At 68.5% G+C, this 25397-nt stretch carries 19 protein-coding genes and 1 pseudogene; 3 read left to right on the top strand and 17 right to left on the bottom strand.

Annotated features, from left to right (window positions below):
* Positions 1–13 precede the first annotated feature (13 nt).
* Both AB0L71_RS19460 and proB read right to left on the bottom strand, forming a co-directional pair.
* Positions 14–514, bottom strand: a complete 501-nt coding sequence (locus AB0L71_RS19460; protein ID WP_365244142.1) for a hypothetical protein — start codon at positions 512–514, stop codon at positions 14–16.
* Between the two features lie 145 nt (positions 515–659).
* A complete protein-coding gene (proB, locus tag AB0L71_RS19465) occupies positions 660–1745 on the bottom strand; it encodes a glutamate 5-kinase (protein ID WP_365244361.1) in 1086 nt (361 codons plus the stop codon).
* A gap of 506 nt (positions 1746–2251) precedes the next feature.
* On the opposite strand from proB, the gene AB0L71_RS19470 reads away from it, so the two are divergent.
* The gene (locus AB0L71_RS19470) at positions 2252–4285 is read left to right on the top strand and encodes a glycosyltransferase family A protein (RefSeq protein ID WP_365244144.1); all 2034 of its coding nucleotides are present in this window, start codon (positions 2252–2254) and stop codon (positions 4283–4285) included.
* Positions 4286–4371: 86 nt separating this feature from the next.
* Positions 4372–4971, top strand: a complete 600-nt coding sequence (gene rfbC, locus AB0L71_RS19475; protein WP_365244146.1) for a dTDP-4-dehydrorhamnose 3,5-epimerase — start codon at positions 4372–4374, stop codon at positions 4969–4971.
* Positions 4972–5041: 70 nt separating this feature from the next.
* On the opposite strand, the gene AB0L71_RS19480 is transcribed toward rfbC, so the two are convergent.
* The 10 genes from AB0L71_RS19480 to rplU all read right to left on the bottom strand — a co-directional run bounded on the left by AB0L71_RS19480 (position 5042) and on the right by rplU (position 16623).
* A complete protein-coding gene (locus tag AB0L71_RS19480) occupies positions 5042–5836 on the bottom strand; it encodes a class I SAM-dependent methyltransferase (RefSeq protein WP_365244148.1) in 795 nt (264 codons plus the stop codon).
* A 155-nt stretch (positions 5837–5991) separates the two neighbouring features.
* A complete protein-coding gene (gene rfbD, locus AB0L71_RS19485; protein WP_365244150.1) occupies positions 5992–6876 on the bottom strand; it encodes a dTDP-4-dehydrorhamnose reductase in 885 nt (294 codons plus the stop codon).
* Positions 6873–7859: a dTDP-glucose 4,6-dehydratase gene (gene rfbB, locus AB0L71_RS19490; protein ID WP_365244152.1), complete on the bottom strand. Its 987-nt coding sequence runs from the start codon at positions 7857–7859 to the stop codon at positions 6873–6875. Before rfbB ends, rfbD begins: the two co-directional genes overlap by 4 nt.
* Positions 7856–8926: a glucose-1-phosphate thymidylyltransferase gene (locus tag AB0L71_RS19495; protein ID WP_365244154.1), complete on the bottom strand. Its 1071-nt coding sequence runs from the start codon at positions 8924–8926 to the stop codon at positions 7856–7858. Before AB0L71_RS19495 ends, rfbB begins: the two co-directional genes overlap by 4 nt.
* A gap of 144 nt (positions 8927–9070) precedes the next feature.
* The gene (locus AB0L71_RS19500; protein WP_365244156.1) at positions 9071–10288 is read right to left on the bottom strand and encodes a glycosyltransferase family 2 protein; all 1218 of its coding nucleotides are present in this window, start codon (positions 10286–10288) and stop codon (positions 9071–9073) included.
* 149 nt (positions 10289–10437) lie between these two features.
* On the bottom strand, positions 10438–12483 hold the full coding sequence (locus AB0L71_RS19505) for a hypothetical protein (protein WP_365244158.1): 2046 nt from the start codon (positions 12481–12483) through the stop codon (positions 10438–10440).
* Between the two features lie 133 nt (positions 12484–12616).
* Complete coding sequence (locus AB0L71_RS19510; RefSeq protein ID WP_365244160.1) at positions 12617–14116, bottom strand: bifunctional cytidylyltransferase/SDR family oxidoreductase; 1500 nt, start codon at positions 14114–14116, stop codon at positions 12617–12619.
* A gap of 316 nt (positions 14117–14432) precedes the next feature.
* Positions 14433–15869: a GTPase ObgE gene (obgE, locus tag AB0L71_RS19515; protein ID WP_365244162.1), complete on the bottom strand. Its 1437-nt coding sequence runs from the start codon at positions 15867–15869 to the stop codon at positions 14433–14435.
* Between the two features lie 161 nt (positions 15870–16030).
* Positions 16031–16288 (bottom strand): 50S ribosomal protein L27, encoded by a 258-nt coding sequence (gene rpmA / locus AB0L71_RS19520; protein ID WP_365244164.1) that lies wholly within the window; start codon positions 16286–16288, stop codon positions 16031–16033.
* Positions 16289–16302: 14 nt separating this feature from the next.
* A complete protein-coding gene (gene rplU / locus AB0L71_RS19525) occupies positions 16303–16623 on the bottom strand; it encodes a 50S ribosomal protein L21 (RefSeq protein WP_042812502.1) in 321 nt (106 codons plus the stop codon).
* Between the two features lie 314 nt (positions 16624–16937).
* Between rplU and AB0L71_RS19530 the strand changes: the two genes are divergently transcribed.
* Positions 16938–17540, top strand: a complete 603-nt coding sequence (locus AB0L71_RS19530) for an acyltransferase (protein WP_365244167.1) — start codon at positions 16938–16940, stop codon at positions 17538–17540.
* Positions 17541–18437: 897 nt separating this feature from the next.
* Here AB0L71_RS19530 and AB0L71_RS19535 read toward each other — a convergent pair.
* From AB0L71_RS19535 to AB0L71_RS19555, 5 genes and pseudogenes are all read right to left on the bottom strand, one after another.
* Complete coding sequence (locus AB0L71_RS19535; RefSeq protein ID WP_365244169.1) at positions 18438–20552, bottom strand: glycosyltransferase family 1 protein; 2115 nt, start codon at positions 20550–20552, stop codon at positions 18438–18440.
* Positions 20549–21826 (bottom strand): glycosyltransferase, encoded by a 1278-nt coding sequence (locus AB0L71_RS19540; protein WP_365244171.1) that lies wholly within the window; start codon positions 21824–21826, stop codon positions 20549–20551. Before AB0L71_RS19540 ends, AB0L71_RS19535 begins: the two co-directional genes overlap by 4 nt.
* Positions 21827–22052: 226 nt before the next feature.
* Positions 22053–22416: pseudogene (locus AB0L71_RS19545) on the bottom strand (NAD-dependent epimerase/dehydratase family protein); the annotation flags it as partial.
* A 2-nt stretch (positions 22417–22418) separates the two neighbouring features.
* Positions 22419–23702, bottom strand: coding sequence for a nucleotide sugar dehydrogenase (locus tag AB0L71_RS19550; RefSeq protein WP_365244173.1), 1284 nt, complete (start codon positions 23700–23702; stop codon positions 22419–22421).
* Between the two features lie 5 nt (positions 23703–23707).
* A complete protein-coding gene (locus AB0L71_RS19555; protein ID WP_365244175.1) occupies positions 23708–25339 on the bottom strand; it encodes a glycosyltransferase in 1632 nt (543 codons plus the stop codon).
* Positions 25340–25397: the final 58 nt, after the last annotated feature.

Below are 25397 nucleotides of genomic sequence, written 5' to 3' on the forward strand. Positions count from 1 at the left end.
GACACCGCCGCACTCAGTACGGGTGCACGCCGACCGGCGCGGCCGGAGGCGGCCCGTATCCCTCGGCGACGCGCTGGTGATACGTCTCGCGGTCGATGACTTCCAGGCCGACGATCTCCCAGGGAGGAAGCCCGGCGGTGGAGCGGTGCTCCCCCCACAGCCGCAGGGCTACGGCCGCCGCGTCGTGCAGGTCCCGGGCCTCTTCCCAGTAGCGGATCTCGGCGTGGTCGTTGGCGTACCGGCTGGTCAGCAGGAAGGGGTGGTCGTGCGCGAGCTGTTCGAGACCGCGTCTGACCTCCTTCAGCGGATACTCGGCGCCCGAGACACTGAGCGTGACGTGCCAGAGTCTCGAAGGGGTGCGCTCCTCCTTCGCCACCACGGGTTCGGGCCCGGTGGTCCGGTCGTCCCTGCGGTCCGCGGACCGGCTCCCGTCGAAGTCGATACCTGCTCCGACGCTGGTCAGGGCCCGGCCACCCGTTCCTCGGGGTGGCGCCCCCGGGCGCGCTCGTCTCACCGGCGGCCTCCTGTGAATGCGTTTGCTGTGCTCTGTCACCGCTGTGTCCCCGTGACAAAGTTGACCAGCCCGCGGCCGACGATGGGGCGGTTTTCGTGAAGGTCTCCGCCGCGAGGCTGGACTTTCAGCCGTTTCAGGAGGGCCGTCAGCGGTCCAGGAGCACGAGATCGTCCCTGTGTACGACCTCGCGCTCATAGGCCGGGCCGAGTTCCCGTGCCAGGTCGCGGGTGGAGCGGCCGAGCAGCTGCGGGATCTCCCTGGCGTCGAAGTTGACGAGACCGCGGGCGACGGGACGGCCTTGGAGGTCGCGGAGTTCCACCGGGTCGCCCGCGGTGAAATCGCCCTGGACCGCGGCGATTCCGGCGGGCAGCAGCGAGCTGTGCCGCTCGACGACTGCCCGTACGGCCCCGTCGTCCAGGGTGAGCGCACCCTGCGGGGTGGAGGCGTGGGCGAGCCAGAGCAGCCGGTCCGCCGAGCGGCGTCCGGTGCGGTGGAAGTAGGTACCGGTGTCGCGTCCGGCCAGGGCGTCCGCGGCCTGGCTGGCCGAGGTGAGGACGACCGGGACTCCTGCGGCCGTGGCGATCCTGGCCGCCTCGACCTTCGTGACCATGCCCCCGGTGCCGACGCCCGACTTCCCCGCACTGCCGATCACGACACCCGCGAGATCCTCGGGACCGGCCACTTCGGCGATCCGTGTGGTGCCCGGGGTGCTGGGATCCCCGTCGTAGAGACCGTCCACGTCCGACAGGAGGACCAGCAGATCGGCGCGGACGAGATGGGCGACGAGCGCGGCGAGCCGGTCGTTGTCGCCGAACCGGATCTCGTCGGTGGCGACGGTGTCGTTCTCGTTGACGATCGGGAAGGCGCCCATGTCCAGGAGCTGGTCGAGGGTGCGGCAGGCATTGCGGTAGTGGGCGCGGCGGCTGGTGTCGTTGCTGGTGAGCAGCACCTGGCCGACGCGTACGCCGTAACGCGCGAAGGAGGCGGTGTAGCGGGCGACGAGCAGCCCCTGCCCGACGCTGGCGGCGGCCTGCTGCCTGGCCAGGTCCCTGGGGCGGCGGTGCAGTCCGAGCGGGGCAAGTCCGGCCGCGATGGCGCCGCTGGAGACGAGCACGATCTCGCGCTCCCCGCCGCTCCTCACCTTGGCGAGGACGTCCACGAGCGCGTCCACCCGGTCCGCGTCGAGGCCACCCGCCGCGGTGGTCAGGGACGAGGAACCGACCTTGACCACGATCCTGCGGGCCTCTGCGACGCCCTGCCTTGCCCCTGACACGTACTTCCCCAATGATTCGGCCTCGCCCAGCCCTGGCCAATCTACGCGAGCGGCGGAATCGGTGCGCCCGCGTTCCGGACCGTGGACGGGCGAGCGGCGGAGTGGGTCACGCATCCGGCCCCCTCCCGTTCGGGAGCAGGAGAGCGACGGAGCTCCGGCGCCCTGTTGTCGAAGCCACGGTGGAGCGTCCGCCCGTTCGACACCCTGCGCGTCCGCCGGCGCATGCGGGGCGCCGGCGATGCGGGGGTGACGGCGATGCGGGGGTGACGGCGATGCCGGGGTGATGGCAATGCAGGGGTGACGGCAATGCAGGGGTGACGGAAGCAAAACAACCATAGGAACGTTTCGCTCATCTAACTGCCGATAGGGTGCATGGCGGCGGTCTTTCCCCGTCTCGGCAGTGTTGGAGTGTCGGCCCCGCATGTGCTGCCGTCTTCAGGCACCTCCAAGACATGGGACCTACGATGCCAGTCAAAGTAAGTGTCGTCATTCCGGTGTACAACCCGGGCAAGTACATCACCCCCTGCATCGACTCGCTTCTGCAACAGACCCTCCCAGCAGGGGAATTCGAGGTTCTCTTCGTCAACGACGGCTCGACGGACGACACGCCTGAACGGCTCGAGAAGCTGGCGCTGGAACACCCTCATTTCCGGGTGATCACGATTCCCAACTCGGGATGGCCCGGGAAGCCCCGCAACATCGGCGTGGCGGAGGCCAAGGGCGAGTACGTCCAGTTCGTCGACCAGGACGACCACCTCGCGTCCGACGCCCTGCGACGGCTGTACGAGATGGGGCACCGCAACGGCTCGGACATCGTCATCGGCAAGGTGGCCAGCAACTTCCGCGGTGTCCCGCACGGCGTGTTCAAGAAGAACCGCGAGAAGTGCACGCTGCGCGACGCTCCGCTGTACGACAGCCTCACGCCGCACAAGATGTTCCGTACGGAGTTCCTCCGCAAGAACGGCATCGCCTACCCCGAGGGGAAGCGCCGCCTGGAGGACCAGCTCTACATGATGCAGGCCTATTTCCCGGCCGAGGTCGTCTCCATCCTGGGCACCTACACCTGCTACTTCTACTCCCGGCGCGACGACGGCAAGAACGCCGGATCCACCAGGATCGTGCCGGCCCAGTACTACGGAAACCTCCGCGAGGTCCTGGACGTCGTCGTGGCCAACACCGAGCCGGGCGCCTACCGGGACCTGCTGCTCCGCCGCTTCTACCGGGTCGAGATGCTGAGTCGGCTCAGCGAACCCGCGGTGACCAGGTACCAACCCGAATTCTTCGCCGAGATGTGCGACGCGATAAGGCAGTTGGCCCTCGACTTCATGGGCGACGGCGTGCATGACGGTCTCGGCCCGCTGCTGCGGATCCGGTCCACGCTCCTGCGCCGCGACGACCGGGAGGGCCTGCTCCGGATCGCCCGGTTCGCGGGGTCCGTCAAGGCCTCCGCCCGGCTGGAGCAGTTCTCCTGGGAGCCGGACGGCCGCGCCGCTGTCACCGTCACCGCCCGGCTGGTCCAGGGCGACGACGAGTCCCCGGTGAAGCTGCTGCGGCGGGACGGCCGTTACTTCCTGCACCCGGACAACGGCGACGGGCTGCTCGCCGAGGACGAGCTCATCGATGTCACCGACGACATGGACGGCTTCTCCGCCGAGCTGTCCCTGCGCAATCGCGAGACGGCCGTCGAGTGGCCCTGCCCCGCGACGTTCACCACCCGGATCGAGGACCTCGGCGACGGGTCCTTCGAGGTCGTCCTGCGCGGCAGCGGTCATGTCTCGTCGGAGGCGGTCAAGGGCCGCGGCCGGGTTTCCCGCGGCTTCTGGGACATCTGGGTGCCGCTGCGCGGTCTGGGTCTGGTCCGCAAGGCACGACTGGGCGCCGACCGCGCGCCGGAGGTGGACACCGACTGTCTGCCCGCATCGCTCGGGTCGCCGGCCCGCGCCGTCATCCCCTACTTCACCGACCCGCACGGCAACCTCACGCTCGATGTCGCCCGCCGCAGCAAGAAGCTCGCCGCCTATCTGGACGGCCGTCCCGTTCTGCAGGCCCGGGGCCGTCGGCCCGAGCTGCGCGTGGATCTCTTCACCACCACCACGACCCTTGCCTCCGACGCCCAACTGGTCCTGAGCCAGGAAACGGGCTCGGCCGTGCACTCGTTACGCACCTCGCTGCACCCGACGAAGGGACGGGTCCACCTCACCGTGCCTCCACGCGCCCCGGGCGTCGCGGCGGGCGTCTGGAAGCTCTCCGTGCGGCTGGACGGGGACAAGGGCCCCGCGCTCGAACTCTGCGACGTCACCATCAGCGGCAGCGGCCGGATCGAGCTGGACCCGCAGCTGCCCGAGGCCGACGCCTCGGTCATGAACGGCGTGGCCGCGCAACGCCGCAGGATGGCCCTGCACCGCGCGCTGCGCACCGTCGGCGGCCCGATCGTGCGCAGGCTGCCCCCATCGGGTCGCAAGCGGGCCCGCCGTCTCGCCTCCCGGCTCACCGGCTGATCCCTGCCGAAGCCGACCCGCCAGCACCAGCACCAGCACCAGCACCAGCACCAGCACCGAACACTTCGGAACGAGGACGTGATCCCATGCGTCAACTCTCCATCCCCGGGGCCTGGGTCCATGAACCCAAGGTCTTCCCGGACAGCCGCGGCAGCTTCCACGAGTGGTTCAAGGCGGCGGACCTCGGCGAAGCCGCAGGACACACGCTGCGGCTCGCACAGGCCAACTGCTCCGTCTCCAGCCGGGGCACGCTGCGTGGCGTCCACTTCGCCGACGTGCCGCCGAGCCAGGCAAAGTACGTCAAGTGCGTGCGTGGCGCGGTGCTCGACGTGATCGTGGACGTCCGGGTCGGCTCCCCCACGTACAAGCAGTGGGAAGCGGTCCGGCTCGACGACGTGGACCACCACTCCGTCTACCTCGCCGAAGGTCTCGGCCATGCCTTCATGGCCCTGACGGACGACGCGACGGTCGTCTATCTCTGCTCCGAGGGCTACGCACCCGGCCGTGAGCACGGCATCAACCCGCTCGACCCCGAGCTGGGCATCGAGTGGCCTCAGGGGATCCTCCCCCTCCTGTCCGACAAGGACGCCGCGGCCCCCTCGCTGGCCGAGGCCGAGGAGCAGGGCCTGCTGCCGTCGTACGAGGCGTGCCAGGCGTACTACGCGCACCTGCGCGCCCGCGGCTGAACCCGGGCAGGGACGTACGCAGCCCCCGTGATCCGGACGGACCACGGGGGCTGCGTACGTCCGGGGCCGGTCAGCCCGTCACGGCCTCGATGCGCCCCCGCAGGGAGGAGAACGCCGAGCGCGGGCGGCGCAGGTTGCGGGCACGGACCAGGGCCGGCCAGAAGTCGGCGCCGAGCAGCCTCTCGGGCTGGACGGCGTTCTTCCGCACCAGCACCTCCTCGGGCACGTCCTGCGGATCGGGGACGACGTACTCCTCGATGATCTTGTCGTACGCGTTCTTGAGGACGTCGCTCTCCGGGTTGGCACCGAACACGGCGACCACACCCGTCGGTGCCGTGTCCAGTTCGACGACCACCAGATCGGGGCGATAGCGGCGCAGCACCTGCACCACCTTGTACACATCGCCGGTCCAGAACTTGGTGTGCCGGTCGCGGGCCGCCTCGTCGACATCGCGCGGCAGCATGTCGTCCAGCACGATCACGCTCGACCAGCGGGAGTGCTTCTCGACGTTCATGAAGTCGCGCAAGGCGTACTCGAAGAGATGCATGCCGTCGATGAAGGCGAGCTCCAGCTTCGGGTCCCCTCCGAACACGTTGAGGGCGTCACGGCGGGCGAGGGCCCGGAACGGGTTGCGGCCGTTGCGCAGGTGGAGCAGGGGGTCCTTGCGGGCGAAGAAGTCGTCGCTCGTCGCCTTGACCAGGTGCACGTCGCAGCTGATGTCCGTCACCACCCGGAAGGCGGGGTCGACTGCGACAGAGGGCACTCTGGAGAGAGCCAGGCTTCTGCCGTCGTTGACCCCGATCTCCAAATAGTTCCGGGGACGGTATACGCGGTGCATTTGACGCAGAAAGTCGTGGCGGTTCACGTGGAGCAGCCCTTCGGAGGAATCCAACTGGTCCGGCTCCGGGCGAAGTTACCCCATGAGCGCGCCGCGATGTAACCGTTCCCCGAAACGTAAACCCGCGTTGTTCGGATTCTTGATATCGGCGGGAATCGACCGCCGATACGATCATTCGACGATCATGACCGCTCTGCTGCAAGGAGTTCCGGAAATGCCTCTTCCAGCGCCGCCCGCCAGTCCCGGATCGGTTCGATCCCGGCCGCCGCCCAGCGTTCGTGTCCCAGCACGCTGAACGCGGGCCGGGGGGCCGGCCGTACGAAGGAGTCGCTGGTCGTGGGGCGGACGCGTGCGGGGTCGGCACCGAGCAGCCGGAAGACCTCCCGGCTGAGGCCGAACCAGGTCGTCTCTCCGCCGCTGGTGGCGTGGTAGACGCCCGCCGGTGCGGCGCCCGTGAGCGCGGCCTGTCCGAGCCGGACCAGCCGGTCGGCGAGATCAACGGTCCAGGTGGGCTGTCCGCGCTGGTCGTTCACCACATCGAGGGTGTCCTTGACGCTCTCCAGCTTGATCATCGTGCGGACGAAGTTGCCGCCGCCCGCGCCGTACAGCCAGGCGGTACGGACCACATAGCCGGTGTCCGGAAGCGCCCTCAGCACGGCCTGTTCGCCGGCCAGTTTGGTGCGGCCGTAGGCACTGCGCGGCCCTGTGGGGGCGTCCTCGGCGTACGGCTTCCCGTCGTCCCCGGCGAAGACGTAGTCGGTGGAGACCTGGAGGAGGACGGCGCCGTGTTCGTGGCAGGCCGCGGCAAGGACCCCGGGGCCGGTGCCGTTGACCCGCAGAGCGGCGTCCTCCTGGGTCTCGGCGTCGTCGACGGCGGTCCAGGCGGCGCAGTTCACCACCACGGCGGGACGGTGCTCCCGGAAACCGGCACGCACCGCTCCGGGGTCGGCGATGTCCAGGGCGGCGCGGTCCGCGGCGACCGCGGTGACATCCTCACCGGCGAGCCGCGCCAGGACGTCCCGGCCCAGCATGCCGGCGGCCCCGGTGACCAGCCAGACCGCGCTCACAGCGCGGCCCGGTCCTTCAGCGGCTCCCACCAGGCGCGGTTGTCGCGGTACCACTGCACGGTCTCGGCCAGTCCGATGCGGAAGTCCTTGCGGGGCTCGTAGCCGAGCTCCTCACGGATCTTGGTGCAGTCCACCGAGTAGCGGCGGTCGTGGCCCTTGCGGTCCTCGACATAGGTGACGCTGGTGTCCCAGTCGGCCCCACAGGCGTCGAGCAGCTGGCCGGTCAGCTCCTTGTTGGAGAGCTCGGTGCCGCCACCGATGTTGTAGACCTCGCCGGCCCGGCCCTTCGTACGCACCAGTTCGATGCCCTGGACGTGGTCGTCGATGTGCAGCCAGTCGCGGACGTTGGCGCCGTCGCCGTACAGCGGGACCGTCTTGCCGTCGAGCAGGTTGGTGACGAACAGCGGGATGACCTTCTCGGGGAAGTGGTGGTGCCCGTAGTTGTTGGAGCAGCGGGTCACCCGCACGTCGAGGCCATGGGTGCGGTGGTAGGAGAGGGCGATCAAATCGCTGGACGCCTTGGCCGCGGAGTAGGGCGAGTTGGGCGCGAGCGGGTCGGTCTCGGGCCAGGAGCCCTCGTCGATCGAGCCGTAGACCTCGTCGGTGGAGATGTGCACGAAGGTGTCGATGCCGGCCAGGTGCGCGGCGTGGACCAGGGTGTGGGTGCCCACGACATTCGTGCGGACGAACTCGGCGCCGCCGTCGATCGAGCGGTCCACATGGGACTCGGCGGCGAAGTGCACCACCTGGTCGTGTTCGGCCATCAGCTCGGACACCAGGTCGGCGTCGCAGATGTCGCCCTGCACAAACCTGAAACCGGGGTGGTCGCGCACCTCGTCGAGGTTGGCCGGGTTGCCCGCGTAGGTGAGCTTGTCGAGCACGGTGACGGCGACGTCTCCGGGGCCGTGGGGGCCGAGCAGCGTACGGACGTAGTGCGAGCCGATGAAACCGGCACCGCCGGTCACCAGGATGTCGGTGGTCATGAAGAGATCTGCACCTTGCTGTGGTCACCGAGGACGAGCCGGTGGGCGGACGGGGAACGGGGTGCGGGGGTCACCTCGACGTCATGGCCGATGAGCGACGCCTCGACGCGTCGGACACCGGCGACGGAGGCGCCCCGCAGGACGATGGAGTACTCGATCTCGCTGTCCTCGATCCGGCAGTCCTCCGCGACCGAGGTGAAAGGGCCCACGTACGCGCCGCTGATCACCGACCGGGCCCCGATGACGGCCGGCCCCACGATGCGGCTGCCGCTGACCTTGGCGCCGGCCTCGATCCGCACCCGGCCGATGATCTCGCTGTTCTCGTCGACCTCGGCCTCCTCGCAGGACGGCTCGATGGTCTCCAGCACGGTCCGGTTGACCTCCAGCATGTCGGTGACGTTACCGGTGTCCTTCCAGTACCCGCGGATGGTGGTGGAACGGACGTCACGCCGCTGGTCGATCAGCCACTGGATGGCGTGCGTGATCTCCAGCTCTCCTCGCCAGGACGGCTCGATCGAGCGGACGGCCTCGTGGATGGCGGGGGTGAAGAGATAGACACCGACGAGCGCCAGATCGCTCTTGGGCTCCTTCGGCTTCTCCTCCAGCGACGCCACCCGGCCTTCGGCGTCGAGTTCCGCCACGCCGAAGGAGGTCGGGTTGGGCACCTGGGTCAGCAGGATCTGCGCGTCGGGCCGGTCCGAACGGAACTCCTCCACCAGGCCGGTGATCCCACCGACGATGAAGTTGTCACCCAGGTACATGACGAAGTCGTCGTCGCCCAGGAACTCCCGGGCGATCAACACCGCATGGGCGAGGCCCAGCGGCTCGTCCTGCGGAATGTACGTGACCTCGACGCCGAACCGGGATCCGTCGCCGACCGCTTCCCGGATCTCCTGTGCGGTGTCGCCGACGATGATGCCGACCTCGGTGATACCCGCTTCGGAGATGGCCTCCAGGCCGTAGAAAAGCACGGGCTTGTTCGCGACGGGTACCAATTGCTTGGCCGAGGTGTGCGTAATGGGACGCAGGCGGGTGCCCGCTCCTCCGGACAGTACGAGAGCCTTCACGTGACCCGTCCTCGTGGTAGGGATATCGGTCTTGCCGCGGCCGCGACCTTCCGAGCCGACCTTACTGAGCCTTACTGTGCGATTCCCTGTGTGCCGAATCCCACGCACGGGGACGGAACTCGTACCGAGACCTGGGGTCCGTCCTCAGCCTGTAGTGATCCGCGCTCGCCAGCGTCGGACGTCCCGCCGCATACGCCGGACGACACGCCTCGACAACGACGGCCGACCGGGGACGACCTCGGGCTTCTCGATGCGCTTGCCGTCGCGCCAGTCGGGCACCGTGACCTCGAAATCGGAGTCCGAGAGTCCACTCGAACGGTCCCGGAAGTGCGGGTACGCGAGAAAGAGCTTGTCACCCTTGCGGGAGCTGACCACCTCCGGAACGGTTTTCTCCTGCAGATAGGTCAGGTGGTCCACCAGCACATCGGCCCGGCCCCGCGCGACCGCGGCGAGCCGCAGCCGCTCGGCGACCTTGATCAGGCGTGCGACGCCGTCGTTCCAGTACATGTCCATGAGCGGCGCCGCCAGTTCCATCTTGTGGCGCCGGACCTCCTGGGAGTCCCGGAGGAAATTGGGCCCGAACTGCTGGATCAGCCCGACCGTGAACGGGCGGACCATCAAGAAGTCCCGCCTCGGCCCCGCGGGTTCGAGCCGGTGGATGAGCGCCATCATGGCTCGCGCGGAGTCGAAGCGCCATTCGTAGGTGCCGCTCTTGGTGACGTGCTTTCCGTCGTCCCGGCCGACCAGGTAATAGCAGATGTAATTGGATATGACGGACACCCCGGCACCCCGGAGATACGCCTCCATGGTGAAGAGCGCGTCCTCACCGGTCTTGAGTCCCTCGTCGAACTGCAGACCGATGCGCTCCAGCAGTTCACGCCGGAAGAGCTTCTGTGCACTCAGCGTGTAAATAATCTTGGAGTTGTATACGTTCACCCGGTCCTTGGTGGCCGTCCACATCGACCGGGGCGCCCCTCGATTGACCCCGACCACCTTGCCGAGCACCACATCGGTCTTCGCCCGGTCGGCCCGCGTCACCATCCGTTCCAGGGCCTCGTCACCGAAGTAGTCGTCGGCGTCGAGGAAGAAGACGTAGCGTCCCCGGGCCATTCCGAGACCCACATTGCGCGGCCCGCTGGGGCCGCCGGAATTCGCCTGCCTGACCACCCGAGTCGGAACCGAGGTCCGGGCCGCGAACTCCTCCAGGTACTCACCGGTGCCGTCGGTCGAGCCGTCGTCGACCGCCACGATCTCGATCCGGTCGGCGCCCAAGGTCTGATTCTCCACCGACTCGAGGCAGCGAACGAGGTAGGGCATTGCCTCATAAGCGCCGATGATCACGGTCACATCGGGAGTTGACATGTCATTCACATCAACAGAAGACAGGTGAAACCGCACGTCGGTTGCCTCGATCGCGCACACCAAAAGAGTGAGTCACCTCACAAAAACCCGGCACAACCCTTTTCAGGGCTATGCCGGGCCAGGTGGTTCGTGCTAAGGGCCGGGAAGGCTCAGCCGGTGACGCGTTCGCCGAGGCTTCTGGCCAGACCGGCGTTCCGGGCCTCCGCCTTGGCGGCGAGTGCCTTCACGGCTGTGTCGAACTGAACGATCGAGGTGGGCTCGTCGGGACCGAGCAAGTACTCCTTCAGCTCCCGCCGGTCCTCCGCCAGGGTGTCCGCCGAAGGGTCCGCCACTGCGGCGAGCAGGGCGTCCAGCTCGGTGGCGGCGTTGGACAGGACGACCGCCGCACGGACCGCGGTGTTCTGCCGACGGAATTCGTCGTCACCCAGTGCCGCCGAGTCGGTGACCGCGTACGGCTTGCCGCTCGCGATGAAGTCCGACACCACGCTGGAGATGTCCGACACCATGGCGTCCGATTCGTTGAAGCAGTCGTACAGCCGCATCCGGGCGCCCGTGACGATCTTGTGCTCCCACCAGCCGAGCTCACGCCAGGAAGAGGCGTTCCACTCGTCCCTGAGCCGTGCGATCTCGGCCTCGCGCACCGGGTCGGCCAGCGAGTCGCGAGACGTCTCGGCCTCGTCACCGGCGACGCGGCCACCGCTGGACAGTGCCTCCAGTCGCGCCTCGATACGGGCCAGGTCGGCCTGCGCCTCGGCCCGTACCGGCTGGAGCGCCGCGGATTCGGCCGCCCAGCGGGGGTCGGCTGCGCGCTCGACCGCGGCCTTCTCGATCATCGCGACGATCCGCTGGTGCGCGGCCTTGGCCTTGGCGCTGCGAGTGCCGGTGAAGGGGTGCGGCTTGTAGAGCAGCCGGACCGGCTTCTCGGAGTTCAGCAGCCGCTTGACGATGTTCTCACCGGCCAGGAGCAGCGAGGTGTTGCCGGGGTTGTCGTCCCAGCCCTCCCAGGTGGGGGCGTACAGAACGGTCGGGATCGGGTTCTTCGGCGCGCCGGTCCACGGCTGGATGGAAGCCAGCTGCGGGCGGCCCACCTCGACGATGTCCTCGTCACGTACGCCGACATCGGCCAGCGCGTAACGGTCCCGGCCGGCCCGGCCCGCGGTCCACACCTCGTCGTAGACCTTGCTGTACGGGTTGACGCTGGCGAGCTTGTCGCTGTCGCCGTGGCCAATGAAGACGTGCTTCATCGTGGGCACCCGCAGCAGGTGGATGTTCTTGCCGACGTTGGCCGCGTACAGCGCGACCCGCACCGAGGAGAGGTCCAGATTCATCAGGTGCACGCCACCGGGCACACAGAGCACCGGCACCGATGTCGTGCCCAGCTGGGGCAGTATCGCGCGCTCACGCAGCAGGATCAGCGGGCGCCCATCGAGCTGCGCCATCGTCTCCAGCCACATGTTGACCTGGTAGGCCGAGTCCTTGGAGCCGGAGAAGTAGAGAACCACGGTCGGCCTGTACTCGCGCAGCCAGTTGCTCACCGCGCCCAGGATCTTGGCGTCGGGCGGCACGAGCCGCTTCGGGCGGATGTACGGGAGGAGCGCCGCCAGGTAGCCGACCGCGAGAAGCAGCGTGAGGGCGAAGCCCGCGTAGGCGAAGCCGTGGACGCCGGTCTCGATCGCGACCAGCACGCCTGCGACCGAGAAGACATCCAGGTGAAGCATCTTCTCCGCGGGGCGGTTCATCAGCAGCCGCGGCGGCGCGTCCGGGATGCGCGCGTCCTCCAGGTCGACGTTGCGCGTGACCACGGGGAGCTTGCGGCGGAGCCTGATGAGGGTGACGACCGCGCCCTGTGGCGCCTGGAGACCATAGAAGGCCAGCAGGCAGGCGATCGTCACATAGAACAGCGCCTGCTCCCCGTAACCCATACGGGAGAGCAACAGGATCAGCAGCAGTTGACGGACCAGGAAACGGATCGAAAGCCCCGCACGGACGGCGGCGAGCCGGTTGACCAGGTAACTCCCGCAGTGGTGCAGGTACTGGTCGGCCAGGTAGGTCACTGCGGCAGCGCCTGCAAAGAACCACAGGTTGGGGATTATGGCCGCGAGCATTGTGCACGGGAACCCCAGGGCCAGGAGAAGGGCAGCGACCAGTTCCGAGCCGCTGCCCACTCGAGCCATGCGCATGGCTTTCGAAATCACGAAGTACTGCTCCTGAGAACGCCGACTGATCATCTTGCAGGGAAGATGTGAAGGCAGAGCTTCACGCATTCGGACCCCTGTGGTTCGCGCGCGGGCGTCCACAGAGGTCCGAAAAGTCGATTGTCAATCAATATTACACATCGGCCTGCCGGTCCAGCACGGCCGCCAGGGCCTGTTCGAAGCCCGATGCCTCGGAGACGCCGCGGGTCGGGTCCTGCTGGCGCACGTCGATGACATGGCCGGTCATCTCGGAGAGCAGGACGTCCAGGGAGGTCCTGGCGACCGCCTCGGAGGACAGCAGCGTACCCGCGGGCTCGTCGCCGAACGCCTTGGTGCGCATCGGCGTGGCGGTGCGCTCGGGGTTCACGCAGTTGACCCGCACCCCGTCGGCCGCCCACTCGTCCGACAGCGCCTGGGTGAGGTTCACCATGGCGGCCTTGGTCGACGAGTAGAGGCTGTACTCCGCGCGGCCCCGGGTGTAGCTGCTGGAGGTGTAGAGCAGCAGCTGGCCCTTGGTCTCCGCGAGGTACTTGTAGGAGGCGCGGGCGATCTGCACAGGGGCGAGGTAGTTGACGTTCAGCGCTTCCTGGATGGTCGTGTTGTCCGTCTCGGCCAGCTTGCCGATGCGGAGCACGCCCGCGGTGTTGACCACGTAGTCGACGCGGCCGGTGTCCGCGTACGCCTTGGAGAGCGCGTCGTCGATGTGCTCCGGGTTCTCCACGTGCGTGCCGGTGGTGGAGCGGCCCAGGGCGTAGACGGTGGCGCCGTAGGACTCGGCGAGCGTCGCGATGTCCGCGCCGATCCCGTACGAGCCGCCGAAGACGACCAGGGTCTTGCCGGTGAGCAGCTCACGGTAGGCGGCTTCGTCGGTCGGCCGCGGAACGGCCGTGGAGGCCAGCTGGAAGAGCTTGTCCGCGATGAAGACGTCGACCGGCTGGGTGACCTTCATGTTGTACTCGTCGCCCGCGACCACGTAGATCGGTACGTCGGGGAGGTACTTCAGGACGACCGAGCAGTCGTCGGTGGCCTGGAAGTTCGGGTCGCCCGCGGCGATCTCGTAGGCCCGACGGATCGTGGAGAGCTTGAAGGCCTGCGGCGTCTGGCCGCGGCGCAGCCGGGACCGGTCGGGCACGTCGGTGATGAACTCGCCGTCACCCCCGTGCGTGCGGGTCACGATGATCGTGTCCGCGGAGGGAATGGCGACGTCGACCGCCTGGTAGCGGTCCAGGGCGTCGACGCAGTCCTTGATGACGCGCTGCGACAGCAGGGGGCGCACGGCGTCGTGGAAGAGGACGTTGCGGTCCTCCCCCTCGGCCAGGCCCTCGCCGAGGGCCGCGATGGCGCGCTCGGTGGTCTCGTTGCGGGTGGAGCCGCCCTCGATCACCTTGGTGACCTTGGTGAGTCCGGCCTTGGCCACGATCTTCTCCACGTCGGACACGTAGCCCGGAGCCATCAGAACGATGACGTCGTCGATGGAGTCGGCCTGCTGGAAGATCGACAGCGTGTGCTCGATGACGGCCTTGCCCGCGATCTTCAGCAGCTGCTTGGGAATGGACAGACCCACACGCTGACCGGTTCCTCCGGCGAGCACGACTGCTGTGGTTCGGGCTTTGGCTATGTGCTGAGCAGACACAGACGACCTACCTTGAGGGCTTGGAGATACAGCGATGGTTGCACTCTCCGTTACCGTCTCGCAAGGCGGACGTCCACTGCCGAACAGCCCCCTGAAACCTTTTGATGCCTTGCCATCAGGGCGAATCCCGGAATTGACGCTTCCTTAACAGGTGATTGACGCCACACGGTTGAGCGGTGTTAATCACTCTTGAGCAGGTTCATCTGCGTCGATCACATGGTGCGACGCCCGGGCGCGGGCACGAGTCACCCGGCGCACCGGCCGCCTACGTGCCGGACGGGCCTGCGGAACAAGCTCGTCCGGCGTGGGGCAGTGCCTAGAACGGGTTGAACTCGTCGAATTCGCGCAGCACCTCGTCGCGTTCCGCTTCCCGGTCGCGACGACGCTGCGCCGCCGGACGCGGAGCGTCGAAACGGTGGTCCTCGCCACGGCGTCCGAGCATCTCCGCACCTGCCGCCATGCTCGGCTCCCAGTCGAAGACCACCGCGTTGTCCTCGGCACCGATGGCCACGCCGTCGCCCGACCGGGCGCCGGCCTTCAGCAACTCGTCCTCGACACCGAGACGGTTGAGGCGGTCCGCCAGGTAACCGACGGCCTCGTCGTTGTTGAAGTCGGTCTGCCGCACCCAGCGCTCGGGCTTCTCGCCGCGCACCCGGTAGAGCCCGTCGTCCTCCTTGGTGACGGTGAAGCCCGCGTCGTCGACGGCCTTCGGACGGATGACGATACGGGTCGCCACCTCCACGGGCTTGGTCGCGCGCGCCTCGGCGACGATGCCCGCGAGCGCGTAGGAGAGCTCCTTCAGTCCCGTATGGGCGACGGCGGAGACCTCGAAGACGCGGTAGCCACGCGCTTCCAGGTCCGGGCGGATCATGTCGGCAAGGTCCTGGCCGTCCGGGATGTCGATCTTGTTCAGGACGACGACACGGGGCCGGTCCTCCAGGCCGCCGTACTGCTTCAGTTCCTCCTCGATCACATCGAGGTCGGAGACGGGGTCCCGGTCGGACTCCAGGGTCGCGGTGTCCAGGACGTGCACCAGCACCGAGCAGCGTTCCACGTGCCGCAGGAACTCCAGGCCGAGGCCACGCCCCTGGCTGGCGCCCGGGATCAGGCCCGGCACGTCCGCGATGGTGTAGACGGTGCTGCCCGCAGTGACGACACCGAGGTTCGGGACGAGGGTCGTGAAGGGGTAGTCGGCGATCTTCGGCTTGGCCGCCGAGAGGACGGAGATCAGCGAGGACTTCCCGGCACTCGGGTAGCCCACCAGCGCGACATCGGCGACGGTCTTGAGCTCCAGGACGATGTCCCGGGCCTCACCGGGCTCGCCGAGCAGCGCGAAGCCGGGGGCCTTGCGCCGGGCGGAGGCCAGCGCGGCGTTGCCGAGGCCGCCGCGGCCGCCCTGTCCGGCGACGAAGGCGGTGCCCTGACCGACCAGGTCGGCCAGCACGTTGCCGTTCCGGTCGAGCACGACGGTGCCGTCGGGCACCGGCAGCACCAGGTCCTGCCCGTCCTTGCCGGAGCGGTGGTCGCCGGCGCCGGGCTGACCGTTGGTGGCCTTGCGGTGCGGGCTGTGGTGATAGTCGAGGAGCGTGGTGACGGCCTGCTCGACGACCAGGGTCACATCGCCACCACGGCCGCCGTTGCCACCGTCCGGACCGCCGAGCGGCTTGAACTTCTCACGGTGTACGGAGGCGCAGCCGTGGCCTCCGTTACCCGCGGCGACATGCAGCTCGACGCGGTCCACGAAGGTGGTCATGGTGGGATCCTCCAGTTACATGCATGCAGAAATGTCTCACTCGCGCCGTCCCCGCACAGGGAGAAAGCCGTCTCTCATGAGAGAAACACGCGAAAGGCGGACCCGCTTCCCGTTACGGGAAGTGAGGTCCGCCTCCGCAGAACCGCTCGCGGGCGCCGAAATCAGCCGGCGATCGGAACGATGTTCACGACCTTGCGGCCACGGTGCGTGCCGAACTCGACCGCACCAGCGGCGAGGGCGAACAGCGTGTCGTCGCTGCCGCGGCCGACGCCCGTGCCCGGGTGGAAGTGGGTGCCGCGCTGGCGGACCAGGATCTCACCGGCGTTGACGGCCTGACCGCCGAAGCGCTTCACGCCGAGCCGCTGAGCATTGGAATCGCGCCCGTTCCGGGTGGACGATGCGCCCTTCTTGTGTGCCATGTCTCCTCAGTCCCTTACTTCGCAGCCGCGGGGATGCCGGTGACCTTGATCGCCGTGTACTGCTGACGGTGACCCTGGCGACGGCGGTAGCCGGTCTTGTTCTTGTAGCGAAGGATGTCGATCTTCGCGCCCTTGTGGTGGTCCACGACCTCGGCCTGGACCTTGATCCCGGCCAGCACCCACGGGTCGCTGGTCACGGCGTCGCCGTCGACCACGAGCAGGGTCGAGAGCTCGACCGTGTCGCCAACCTTGGCAGTGGAAATCTTGTCAACCTCAACGATGTCACCGACAGCAACCTTGTGCTGGCGGCCACCGCTGCGCACGATGGCGTACACGCGGATCTCTCTCTCGCTCGGAACGGATCCCCTGATGCCAGCCGCCCGCACGGGCCGGGGCCCGCGACGATCCGGAAGGACGAGCGGCCTCTCCCGGCGGACGGAGCCACCGGAAGGAATGTGCTCAGGGGGTGGGCGCGTAGGGGAAACACGCCGAGGGTCAAGGTTACGGGGCTGCACTCAAGGGGTCAAACCGGGGCCGCAGGGGCGGAAGAACCACGTCGCAAGGTGCCGGGCCCGCGAACCTGGCTGCACTGCCGCCGGCCGCCGCTCGTATGCTCTCGCCACAAACCGCGCTCCGGAAGGCATGGAAAGTGAACTACAGGGTTCAGCCCACCGCTCAGGTCGACGACAGCGCCGAGATCGGGGCCGGCAGCAGCGTGTGGGAACTCGCCCAGATCCGCGAAGGTGCCAGGCTCGGCGAAGGGTGCGTGGTCGGCCGCGGCGCCTACGTCGGCACAGGTGTACAGATCGGCAACAACGTCAAGCTGCAGAATTACGCCCTCGTCTACGAGCCCGCCGAACTGGCCGACGGTGTCTTCGTCGGCCCGGCAGCGGTCTTCACCAACGACCACAACCCGCGCTCCGTCGACCCCGAGGGCAAGCAGAAGCGCGGCGGCGACTGGGAGGCCGTCGGCGTCAAGGTCGCCGAGGGCGCATCGATCGGTGCGCGGTCCGTGTGTGTCGCCCCGGTCCACATCGGGCGCTGGGCGATGGTCGCCGCCGGCGCCGTGGTCACCCGGAACGTTCCCGACTTCGCCCTGGTGGTCGGTGTCCCGGCCCGGCAGGTCGGCTGGGTGGGCCGTGCGGGCGTGAAGCTCGTGGAGCGCGAGGGCGAGCCGGGCCTCTGGGAGTGCCCGCAGACGGGTGCGCTGTACGAGGAGAAGGCCGGCGCGCTGGCCGAGCGTGGCGCGTAACCCCCACCGTCTCCAGGAAAGCCCAGTGGGGTGGAGAGCCCGACCGCCGCGAACAGGTGACGTTTCTCCGGCGGCACCGTGGAACCGGCAGTCCGACCAGCCCTGCGCCGGCATGAGGCCTGATACCGACTTCGACAAGACGGACTTCACAGGGCACAGGACAGCAAACTGACAGCACATCGAAACTCCGGCTCGGAAGCCGACTTGGCAAGGTCACCCATTCTCAACCGGGGCTTCGATGTGGTCGTAGCGGGCTCGCACCGCACCGCCGTCACCCCGTGCCCGGCACACTCGTTCGATCACCTGCAATGCGAGACAATCCGGCTCCCCACGTCACCGGCAGAATCCTGGAAGAGTCGAATCAAGAAAATCCCGGCGGGATCACACAGAGCTGAGCGGCCTCGGTTACTCGACAGGCGCGTGATGCAGGGGCGCGTCCCTGTCGGCACTCTGGACGCGCCACTGCCCAGCCGGTGGTGAACAAGCCTCAGGACTGATGGAGTGATCGGCTCCCGGAAGCGTCCCGGCTTCCGGGAGCCGCCCCACGTATGCCGACGCCGCACATGACATGGCCTCTCCCAGGTCCGGTAGGGACTCGAATCCCTGACCAGGGTTGAGTTGCGGTGCCACGGATTCCAGCGAGTTCGCGGCGAAGAAGGACCTCAGGTCGGTTGTTGCGCTGCCTCCGTCCGGTCGACAGTGACCTGAGGCCCGCATCGCCCGCTGGGAAGCGAGCGGCACCCAGCACGAGGAGAAGGACGGGGAGCTCACCGAGCGGTGAGCCGGCCCTCGCCGGTTCCCGCCCAGTGGTTGTCCACGGCCGGACAGGAACCGGCGGGGGCCGGAATCCAATTTTGCCGGAATCTGGTGATGCCGGCCCCCGCCGGTCGCGGGACTCTAGCGACCGAAGAACAACCGGTCGAAGTCCAGGCGCACGACCGACCAGTCCCAGGTGGTCAGGGCGTACTCGGAGACCAGCTTTCCGGCGTTGCGCCAGCCTTCGTCGGACGCCGTGACGGCCAACACACGTTCGACGGCTTCCTCCGGCGTACCCACGACCCATTCGGCCGGATAGAGCGTTCCTGCACCGTGTCTGCCACCGGCGAAGAACGGCCAGTCACGGACCACCGGGACGGCACCGCTGGCCGCCCCTTCCATGAGCCCCACGTGGCAGCCCTCGCGCACCGAGGTGCTGAGGATGACGCCGACGTCCTCCAATTCCCCGGCGACGTCGTCGGTCGCGCCGATGCGTACGACCACACCGTTCTCCACCAGTGGTGCGAGAGCCTTCTCCAGCTTCCGTGAGTACGCCTTGGCCGCGTTGCTGGGCTTGCTCATCTCCCCGCCGATCAGGATCAGCCGGTAGCGCTCGTCCCGCCGGCGCAGTTGCTCAAGGACCTTCAGGGCCCAGAGCGGGTCCTTTGCGACCTGACCGATGCCGACCATCCCCAGGTTGAACCGGGTGGACGGGTCCTTCGAGCGTCGGAAGTTGGCCAGGTCCATGCCGTTGTCGATCACATGAGTGCGGGGCGCCAGTTCCCCGCCGAGCCCCGGAATGGCCGCCTTTGCCAGGTCCCGGACATGGTCGGCGACGAACACCAGGTCGTCCACGCGCGAGAAGTCCATCATGTGGGGCCACCGCGAGAACGCCTCGTAACTGTGCAGCCGGACGATGATCCTCGTGTCTCCGGGATCGATCGCGGTGAAAAGGGCCGCGGGAGCCACACACCAGTCCACGAACACGGTGTCGGCCCAGTCCAGATAGGGCCTCAGTTGCTGCTCTGCAGCGTGCGCGAAGAGCGGGTCGCCGCCGAGCCGGTGCTCGATGTGGCGTTGGGCAGCGCCGTTGAGCCGTTGCATGCCAGGGTGTTCGGCCATGTCGAGAAACCTCAGCTCGACGTCCGGGCTGGCTCCGTAATGCGACCGGATGAGGTGCAGGAAGTTCGCGTTGGCGGTGGTGGCCACGAGCAGCCGCAGCGGCCGGTCCTTCGGCGGGGCCGCAGCCGGTGTCACCCTGCCCTTCGCCTCGACCGCGGTGCGGGCCGCCGCCGACTTCCTGAACGGAGCAGTGAACCCGGCAGGGTTCTCGGCCAGTGGGCTGGAGACCTGGTCGATGTGGACGACACGGTGGAAGGCCAGCTTCATGGCTTCCAGAACGGACTTTGACGCCTCGGTCAGGTTGCCGGCCTCCTGATACGTGTCGGCCAACTCCAGATGGGCCCCTACCGCCTCGGCGAGGTTGCCGGGCGTGCGGCCGTTACGGATGCTCCTCCATGCCAGGTCGTTCGAGAGACGGGCTCTTCTGGCCGGGTCGGAGAGCTTCCGTGCGGCCGCTCGGGCCGTGGCGAGTGCTCCGGACTGGCGGCCGGCCAGCCACATGCCTTCGATGACCTGCTCGGTGGCCGCCAGGCGCAGCGGCTCGGAGACTCCTGGGGCGGAGACGGCGGCACGCCAGGCGCGGGCCCCGACGCGGGTGCGCAGGATGAGCGGCCCGGTGGCGTTGCGCAGCAGATCGGCGGGCAGGCCGCGCAGTCGGCGCCGCAGCCCGTCGGTAGCCACGGCGACCGGGCTCGGCACGTGCTCGGGCAGCACCGTGCCAACCTGCTCCCGCCGCCGTTCCACGGCCCGCAGACCGGCGGCGATCCCGAAGCACACCTCTGGGGTCCGCTGGGATTGGGCGACGCGCCAGGCGCTGTAGACGGCGCGGTTGTCGAGCGCGACGACCACATCGGCGGAGCGCAGGGTCGCGCGGGCCGACCGGTCGTGCTCGAGGTGGAACCAGAGCCGCTCGGGGGCGGGCATCGCTTCCGTCCTGCGCCGCATGTGTTTGCCGGCCGAACCGCGGGCAGGCACCTTGTACAAGGTGGCCCAGCCCAGGTCATCCTCCATGTCGGCAGACTTGAAGCTACCGACCAGATGTACCCGCGCACCCCGTTCCTGGTATGTCCTCAGGGCCGCCGCAATCACGGCCGGACGGGGTGTCGAGCCCGCGATCATCACTACATCGGTCATGCGCCGGGACCTCCGGAAAGTGCGGGCCGCTGGCCGAGTACCAGAGAGCTCAGGCGCTGTACGGCAGCTGACATCAGGGAATCACGGGCGTAGGTGGTCCCATGGTCGCGGGCGGCGGCACGCTGTTCGGGCGAGGCCTCCACCGCCATGCGGGCGGCCTCACAGAACGCGTCGGCCAGTTGTTCCTCGTCCAGACCGCGGGGGCCGGTCCACAGCGGGTGTCCCTCCAGCAGTCGTGAGGCGTCGTGGTCAGCCGCATGCATGGAAACGATCGGCAGCCCGGCTGCCATGTATTCGTAGACCTTGCCGGAGGTCATGTACGGGCCGCCGATGATGACGAGCACCAACGCGTCCCACGCGGCGTAGACGCTGGCGACCTCCGCCTTCGGTACCGGGCCGCCCACGACCACACCGTCTTCGGCCGCGGCGCGCAGCACCTCGATATGCCGGTTGGCTTCGCGGTTGGCTCCCGCACCGATGTGTCCACGCACCTCGAACCTGGCATCGGCGAGGAGCGGTTCCCGGCCGCGCGCGGTCCGCCACGCGGCGAGCACCGATTCCAGCAGCGGTACGGAGAAGCTGACCGTGCCGAGGTGACCGAAGACCAGACTGCTCGCCTCGTCCGGACGAGGCGACGGCTGGGGCACGCTGTCGCGGTCGTAGCCGTTGCGCACCACGTGGATACGGTCGGCGTGCTCCGGGTACCGGGCACGGTAGAAGTCGGCAATCTGGTCGTTGACCACCCAGAGCGACTGGGCGTGCTCCAGCAGGTCCAGCTCCCAGCGTCCGGCCTCGGAGTCCTTGGGGAACGCCTCGACGCCATCGATGACGTCCAGGGACCAGCCATCGCGGAAGTCCACGGCATACGGGACCCGGTGCTCGTCCCAGAGCCTGCGGACGGCAGCGAGCTGGACGTACGGCACACAGCTGGCCAGGACGAGATCGGCAGGCCGTTCGCGGTGCAGGTCGAGCGCGGCCTGTTCCATGGCCCCTCGCCAAGCGCCGAAGACCGGTTCGGGGAAGTTCTGGAGCGCCTCGGCCCGATACCCCTGGAGCCACTTGCCCGGGTCCAGGGCACGCTCCTCGGAGAACAGCCGGATGTCCGTCTCCAGGTCGACGCGCGAGAGGGGCAGCTCCACCACCCTGATCCGCTTGTCCACGGACTCCGAGAGCGTGTGGTCCAGACCGGAGTCGCGGATCCAGGACTCCTCCGTGATCGTGACCACGGTGACGTCCCAGCCCTCAGCGGCAAACTGGTTGGCGGTCTCCCTCATCCGGAATGCGCAACTCTTTGCGGCTGGGGGAAACCCGATGGCGAAATACAGCAGATGCGGACGGGGTCCGCTTCGCTCATCCATGCTTGGCACTTCAGTCATTCCTGTTCTGCTGAGTATCGGAGTTGTTTTCCGTAGCGCCTCGTGACCCGGTCGGCCGGGCGGCCGTGTCTCGCGTCGGGGCAGGCCCCCGTGCCGGAGGCACCAACCGGCCCAGGCCGACTCGATCGGCCATGCCGTGGTCCGCCGCCGAGGAGGAGACTGCCGACACCGGCGGCGGCCGCCGCCTCCAGCAGGGTGTGCAGTCCGTCGACGTTCTCGCGGTAGTGGTGAAGCGGGCGCTCGACGGATTCGGTGACCTGCTTCTTGCCCGCGATGTGCACGATGCCGGTCACCGCGTGGCCGGCCAGGACCCGGTCGACCGGCCCACGGTCCAGGACCGATCCCACGACCAGCGGTACGCCTCCCGGCAACCGCTCGGCCCGGCCGGTGCTGAGTTCGTCGAGGACGACGACGGACTCCCGGCCCGCCGTCTCCTCGACCACATGGGATCCGATGTGCCCGGCCCCGCCGGTGATCGGCCAGGTCATGGTCAGCCGCCGATGACGACGCGGCGGACGCCCTCCCAGCGGGCCGGGTCCGTCGTGCGGCGGCCGTCGACCAGGACACGGACGTCCGGGAGGTCGGCGGCGGCCAGCTCGCGGTACTCCGCGTGGTCGGCCTGGAGGATCGCGGCGGTGACGGTCTGACCCTCGTGCGGGACGAGACCGTGCGCGGTCAGCTCCTCGGCCGTGTACATCGGGTCGGAGACGAACGGCACCGCACCGCGCGCCTTCAGCGCTTCGACGGTCGGGAACACGCCGGAGAATGCGGTCTCCTTCACACCGCCGCGGTAGGCCGCGCCCAGTACCAGCACGCCCACCCCGTCCAGGTCGCCGTAGGCGGCGGCAAGCAGGTCGACCGCGTACTCGGGCATGGCCGCGTTGGCCTCGCGCGCCGAACGCACCACGGTCGCCGAGGGGTCGTTCCACAGGTACATCCGCGGGTAGATCGGGATGCAGTGGCCACCGACGGCGATGCCGGGCTGGTGGATGTGGCTGTAGGGCTGGGAGTTGCAGGCCTCGATGACCTTGAGGACGTCGATGTTCTGCTGGTCGGCGAAGCGGGCGAACTGGTTCGCCAGGCCGATGTTGACGTCGCGGTAGGTCGTCTCGGCGAGCTTGGCCAGCTCGGACGCCTCCGAAGTACCGAGGTCCCAGACGCCGTTGGGACGCGGCAGGTCGGTGCGGTCATCGAAGTCCAGGACCGACTCGTAGAAGGAGACACCGTGCGCCGCCGAGGCCTCGTCGATGCCGCCGACCAGCTTCGGGTAACGGCGCAGATCGGCGAAGACCCGTCCGGTGAGCACCCGTTCCGGGGAGAAGACCAGGTGGAAGTCCTCGCCTGCCTTGAGACCGGAACCCTCTTCGAGCATCGGCGCCCAGCGGGTACGGGTGGTGCCGACCGGCAGCGTGGTCTCGTAGCTGACCAGGGTGCCCGGCTTGAGCCCGGCGGCGATCGCCTTGGTCGCGGAGTCCATCCAGCCGAAGTCCGGGGTGCCCTCCGCGTCGACGAAGAGCGGGACGACGACCACGACGGCCTCGGACTGCGCGACCGCGGCCGCGGTGTCCGTCGTCGCGCTCAGCAGGCCCGCCTCGACGGTCTCCTTGAGCTTGACGTCGAGGTCGTGCTCACCGGGGAAGGGTTCGACGCCCGCGTTGACCAGCTCGACGACCTTCTCGTTGACGTCGGCACCGATCACCCGGTGTCCCTTGGCGGCGAACTGCACGGCGAGCGGCAGACCGATCTTGCCGAGGGCCACTACACAGATGTTCATGGGGATTACTTCCTCTTGGAGCGCATGGCGCCGGTCAGCCGGGGTCGCAGCCGCGAGCCCAGCGACGGCTTGGGCGGATGGAGCGGACCGGTGCTGATCACCACGCGCCCTTTGGAGTTGATCCGTGCCGCGGCGCGGTACGGATCCGATTCGCTGTGCCATCTGCGGGCCAGCGGCATGGGCTGCCCGACGCCGCGTACCGGTATCTCGTACGTGTCACCGGCCACGTCGACGAAGACCCGCACCCCGCGCTTGACCTTACGGGGAGCCAGCGGGATCAGCGCACGCAGCAGGGTGGCCTGGCCGTCGTCGGCGAGTTCGCAGGTGAACTCGCCCTCCGCCGGAGGGAGGTCGTGCCCCTCCGGCAGACGGCGGGCGCGCGCCTTGTCGGCGCTCTTGGGCATGGCTCCCTCGACGAGGCGAACCACCGCGGAGCCGGTGTCGCCGACCACACCGATCCGTACCGTCAGCGCCAGCGCCAGCGCCTCACCGGTCTGCACCCACCCCGACTCGACCAGTTCGGTCTTGTTGGCGAGCCGGCCGGGGACGATCTCCCCGACCAGTTCGAAGCAGCGGTCGGGGAGTTCCAGGCCGGCGTCGCGGAACCCGGGGTACCGGGCGAAGGCCCGGCCGTCCTCCAAGTGGAAGGGCGGCGCACCGTGCTCGGCCTCTTCGCTGATCGCGCGGCAGAGTTCGTCGACGGCGCCGCGCTGTGCGAGCCGGAGCCTCGCCCGGAGCTTGACCGGGAGCGAGTCACTCAGCGGGTCGGTCAGATAGCTGTCGGAGAGCCGGGTGATGCCGGCGCAGATCTCGCGCTTCGTCTCGTCGTCGAGCCCGACGAAGTCGTCCTGGATGAGCTTGGAGAGTTCCCAGGTGAAGTGCCGCTTGAGGACGGCGTCCCGGTCCGGCCCGGCCTCGATCAGCCCGGCCGCACGGTCCATGATCAGGCGGGTGCAGCGCAGCCGTGCCAGATGGTCGGCACGGTAGGTGATGTTGCTGGCGTCCCCGCGCTTCACCGCGTAGTAACAGGTGTAGTCGGCGACCACGGATATCCTGCGGGCCCGGACGCACGCCTCGATGGTGAAGGGCTGGTCGCTGCCGACCGGCATGTCCTCGGGGAAGCGCAGCTTGTACTGCTCCACGAGGTCGCGGCGGAAGAGCTTGGTGTTGGCCAGCGCGAACGGCAGATCGCGTCCGTAGAGGCTGACGTCGGAGTCATTGGCCCGGTAGAGCGACTGGCGCACGTACCGGCCGTTGGTGCCGACCATCTTGCCTATGACGACATCGGATTCGTTGGCGTCGGCGCAGGTCACCATCCGCTCCAGCGCCTCCTCGCCGAGGTAGTCGTCGGAGCCGATGAAGTAGACGTACCTGCCCGTGGCGAGTTCCAGGGCCCGGTTGCTCGGCATCGCCGGGCCACCGGAGTTGGGCTGGTGAACGACCTTGATCGTACCGGGATAGCGCTCGGCGAAGCGGTCGAGCTCGGCGCCGCTGTCGTCCGTCGAACCGTCGTCGACCGCGACGACCTCCAGCCGGTCCACACCTATGGACTGCCCTACCAACGAGTTCAGGCATTCGGTGAGGTAGGGCATGGTGTTGTACACGGCCACGACGACCGTCACATCAGGAACAGTCACCTCGGTGGCTCCCTCGACGGGTGGACGCCTACTACCGGGAAGCAGTCGTGCGCTGATC

The sequence above is a fragment of the Streptomyces sp. NPDC052052 genome, from assembly GCF_040680455.1.
Lineage (GTDB): Bacteria > Actinomycetota > Actinomycetes > Streptomycetales > Streptomycetaceae > Streptomyces.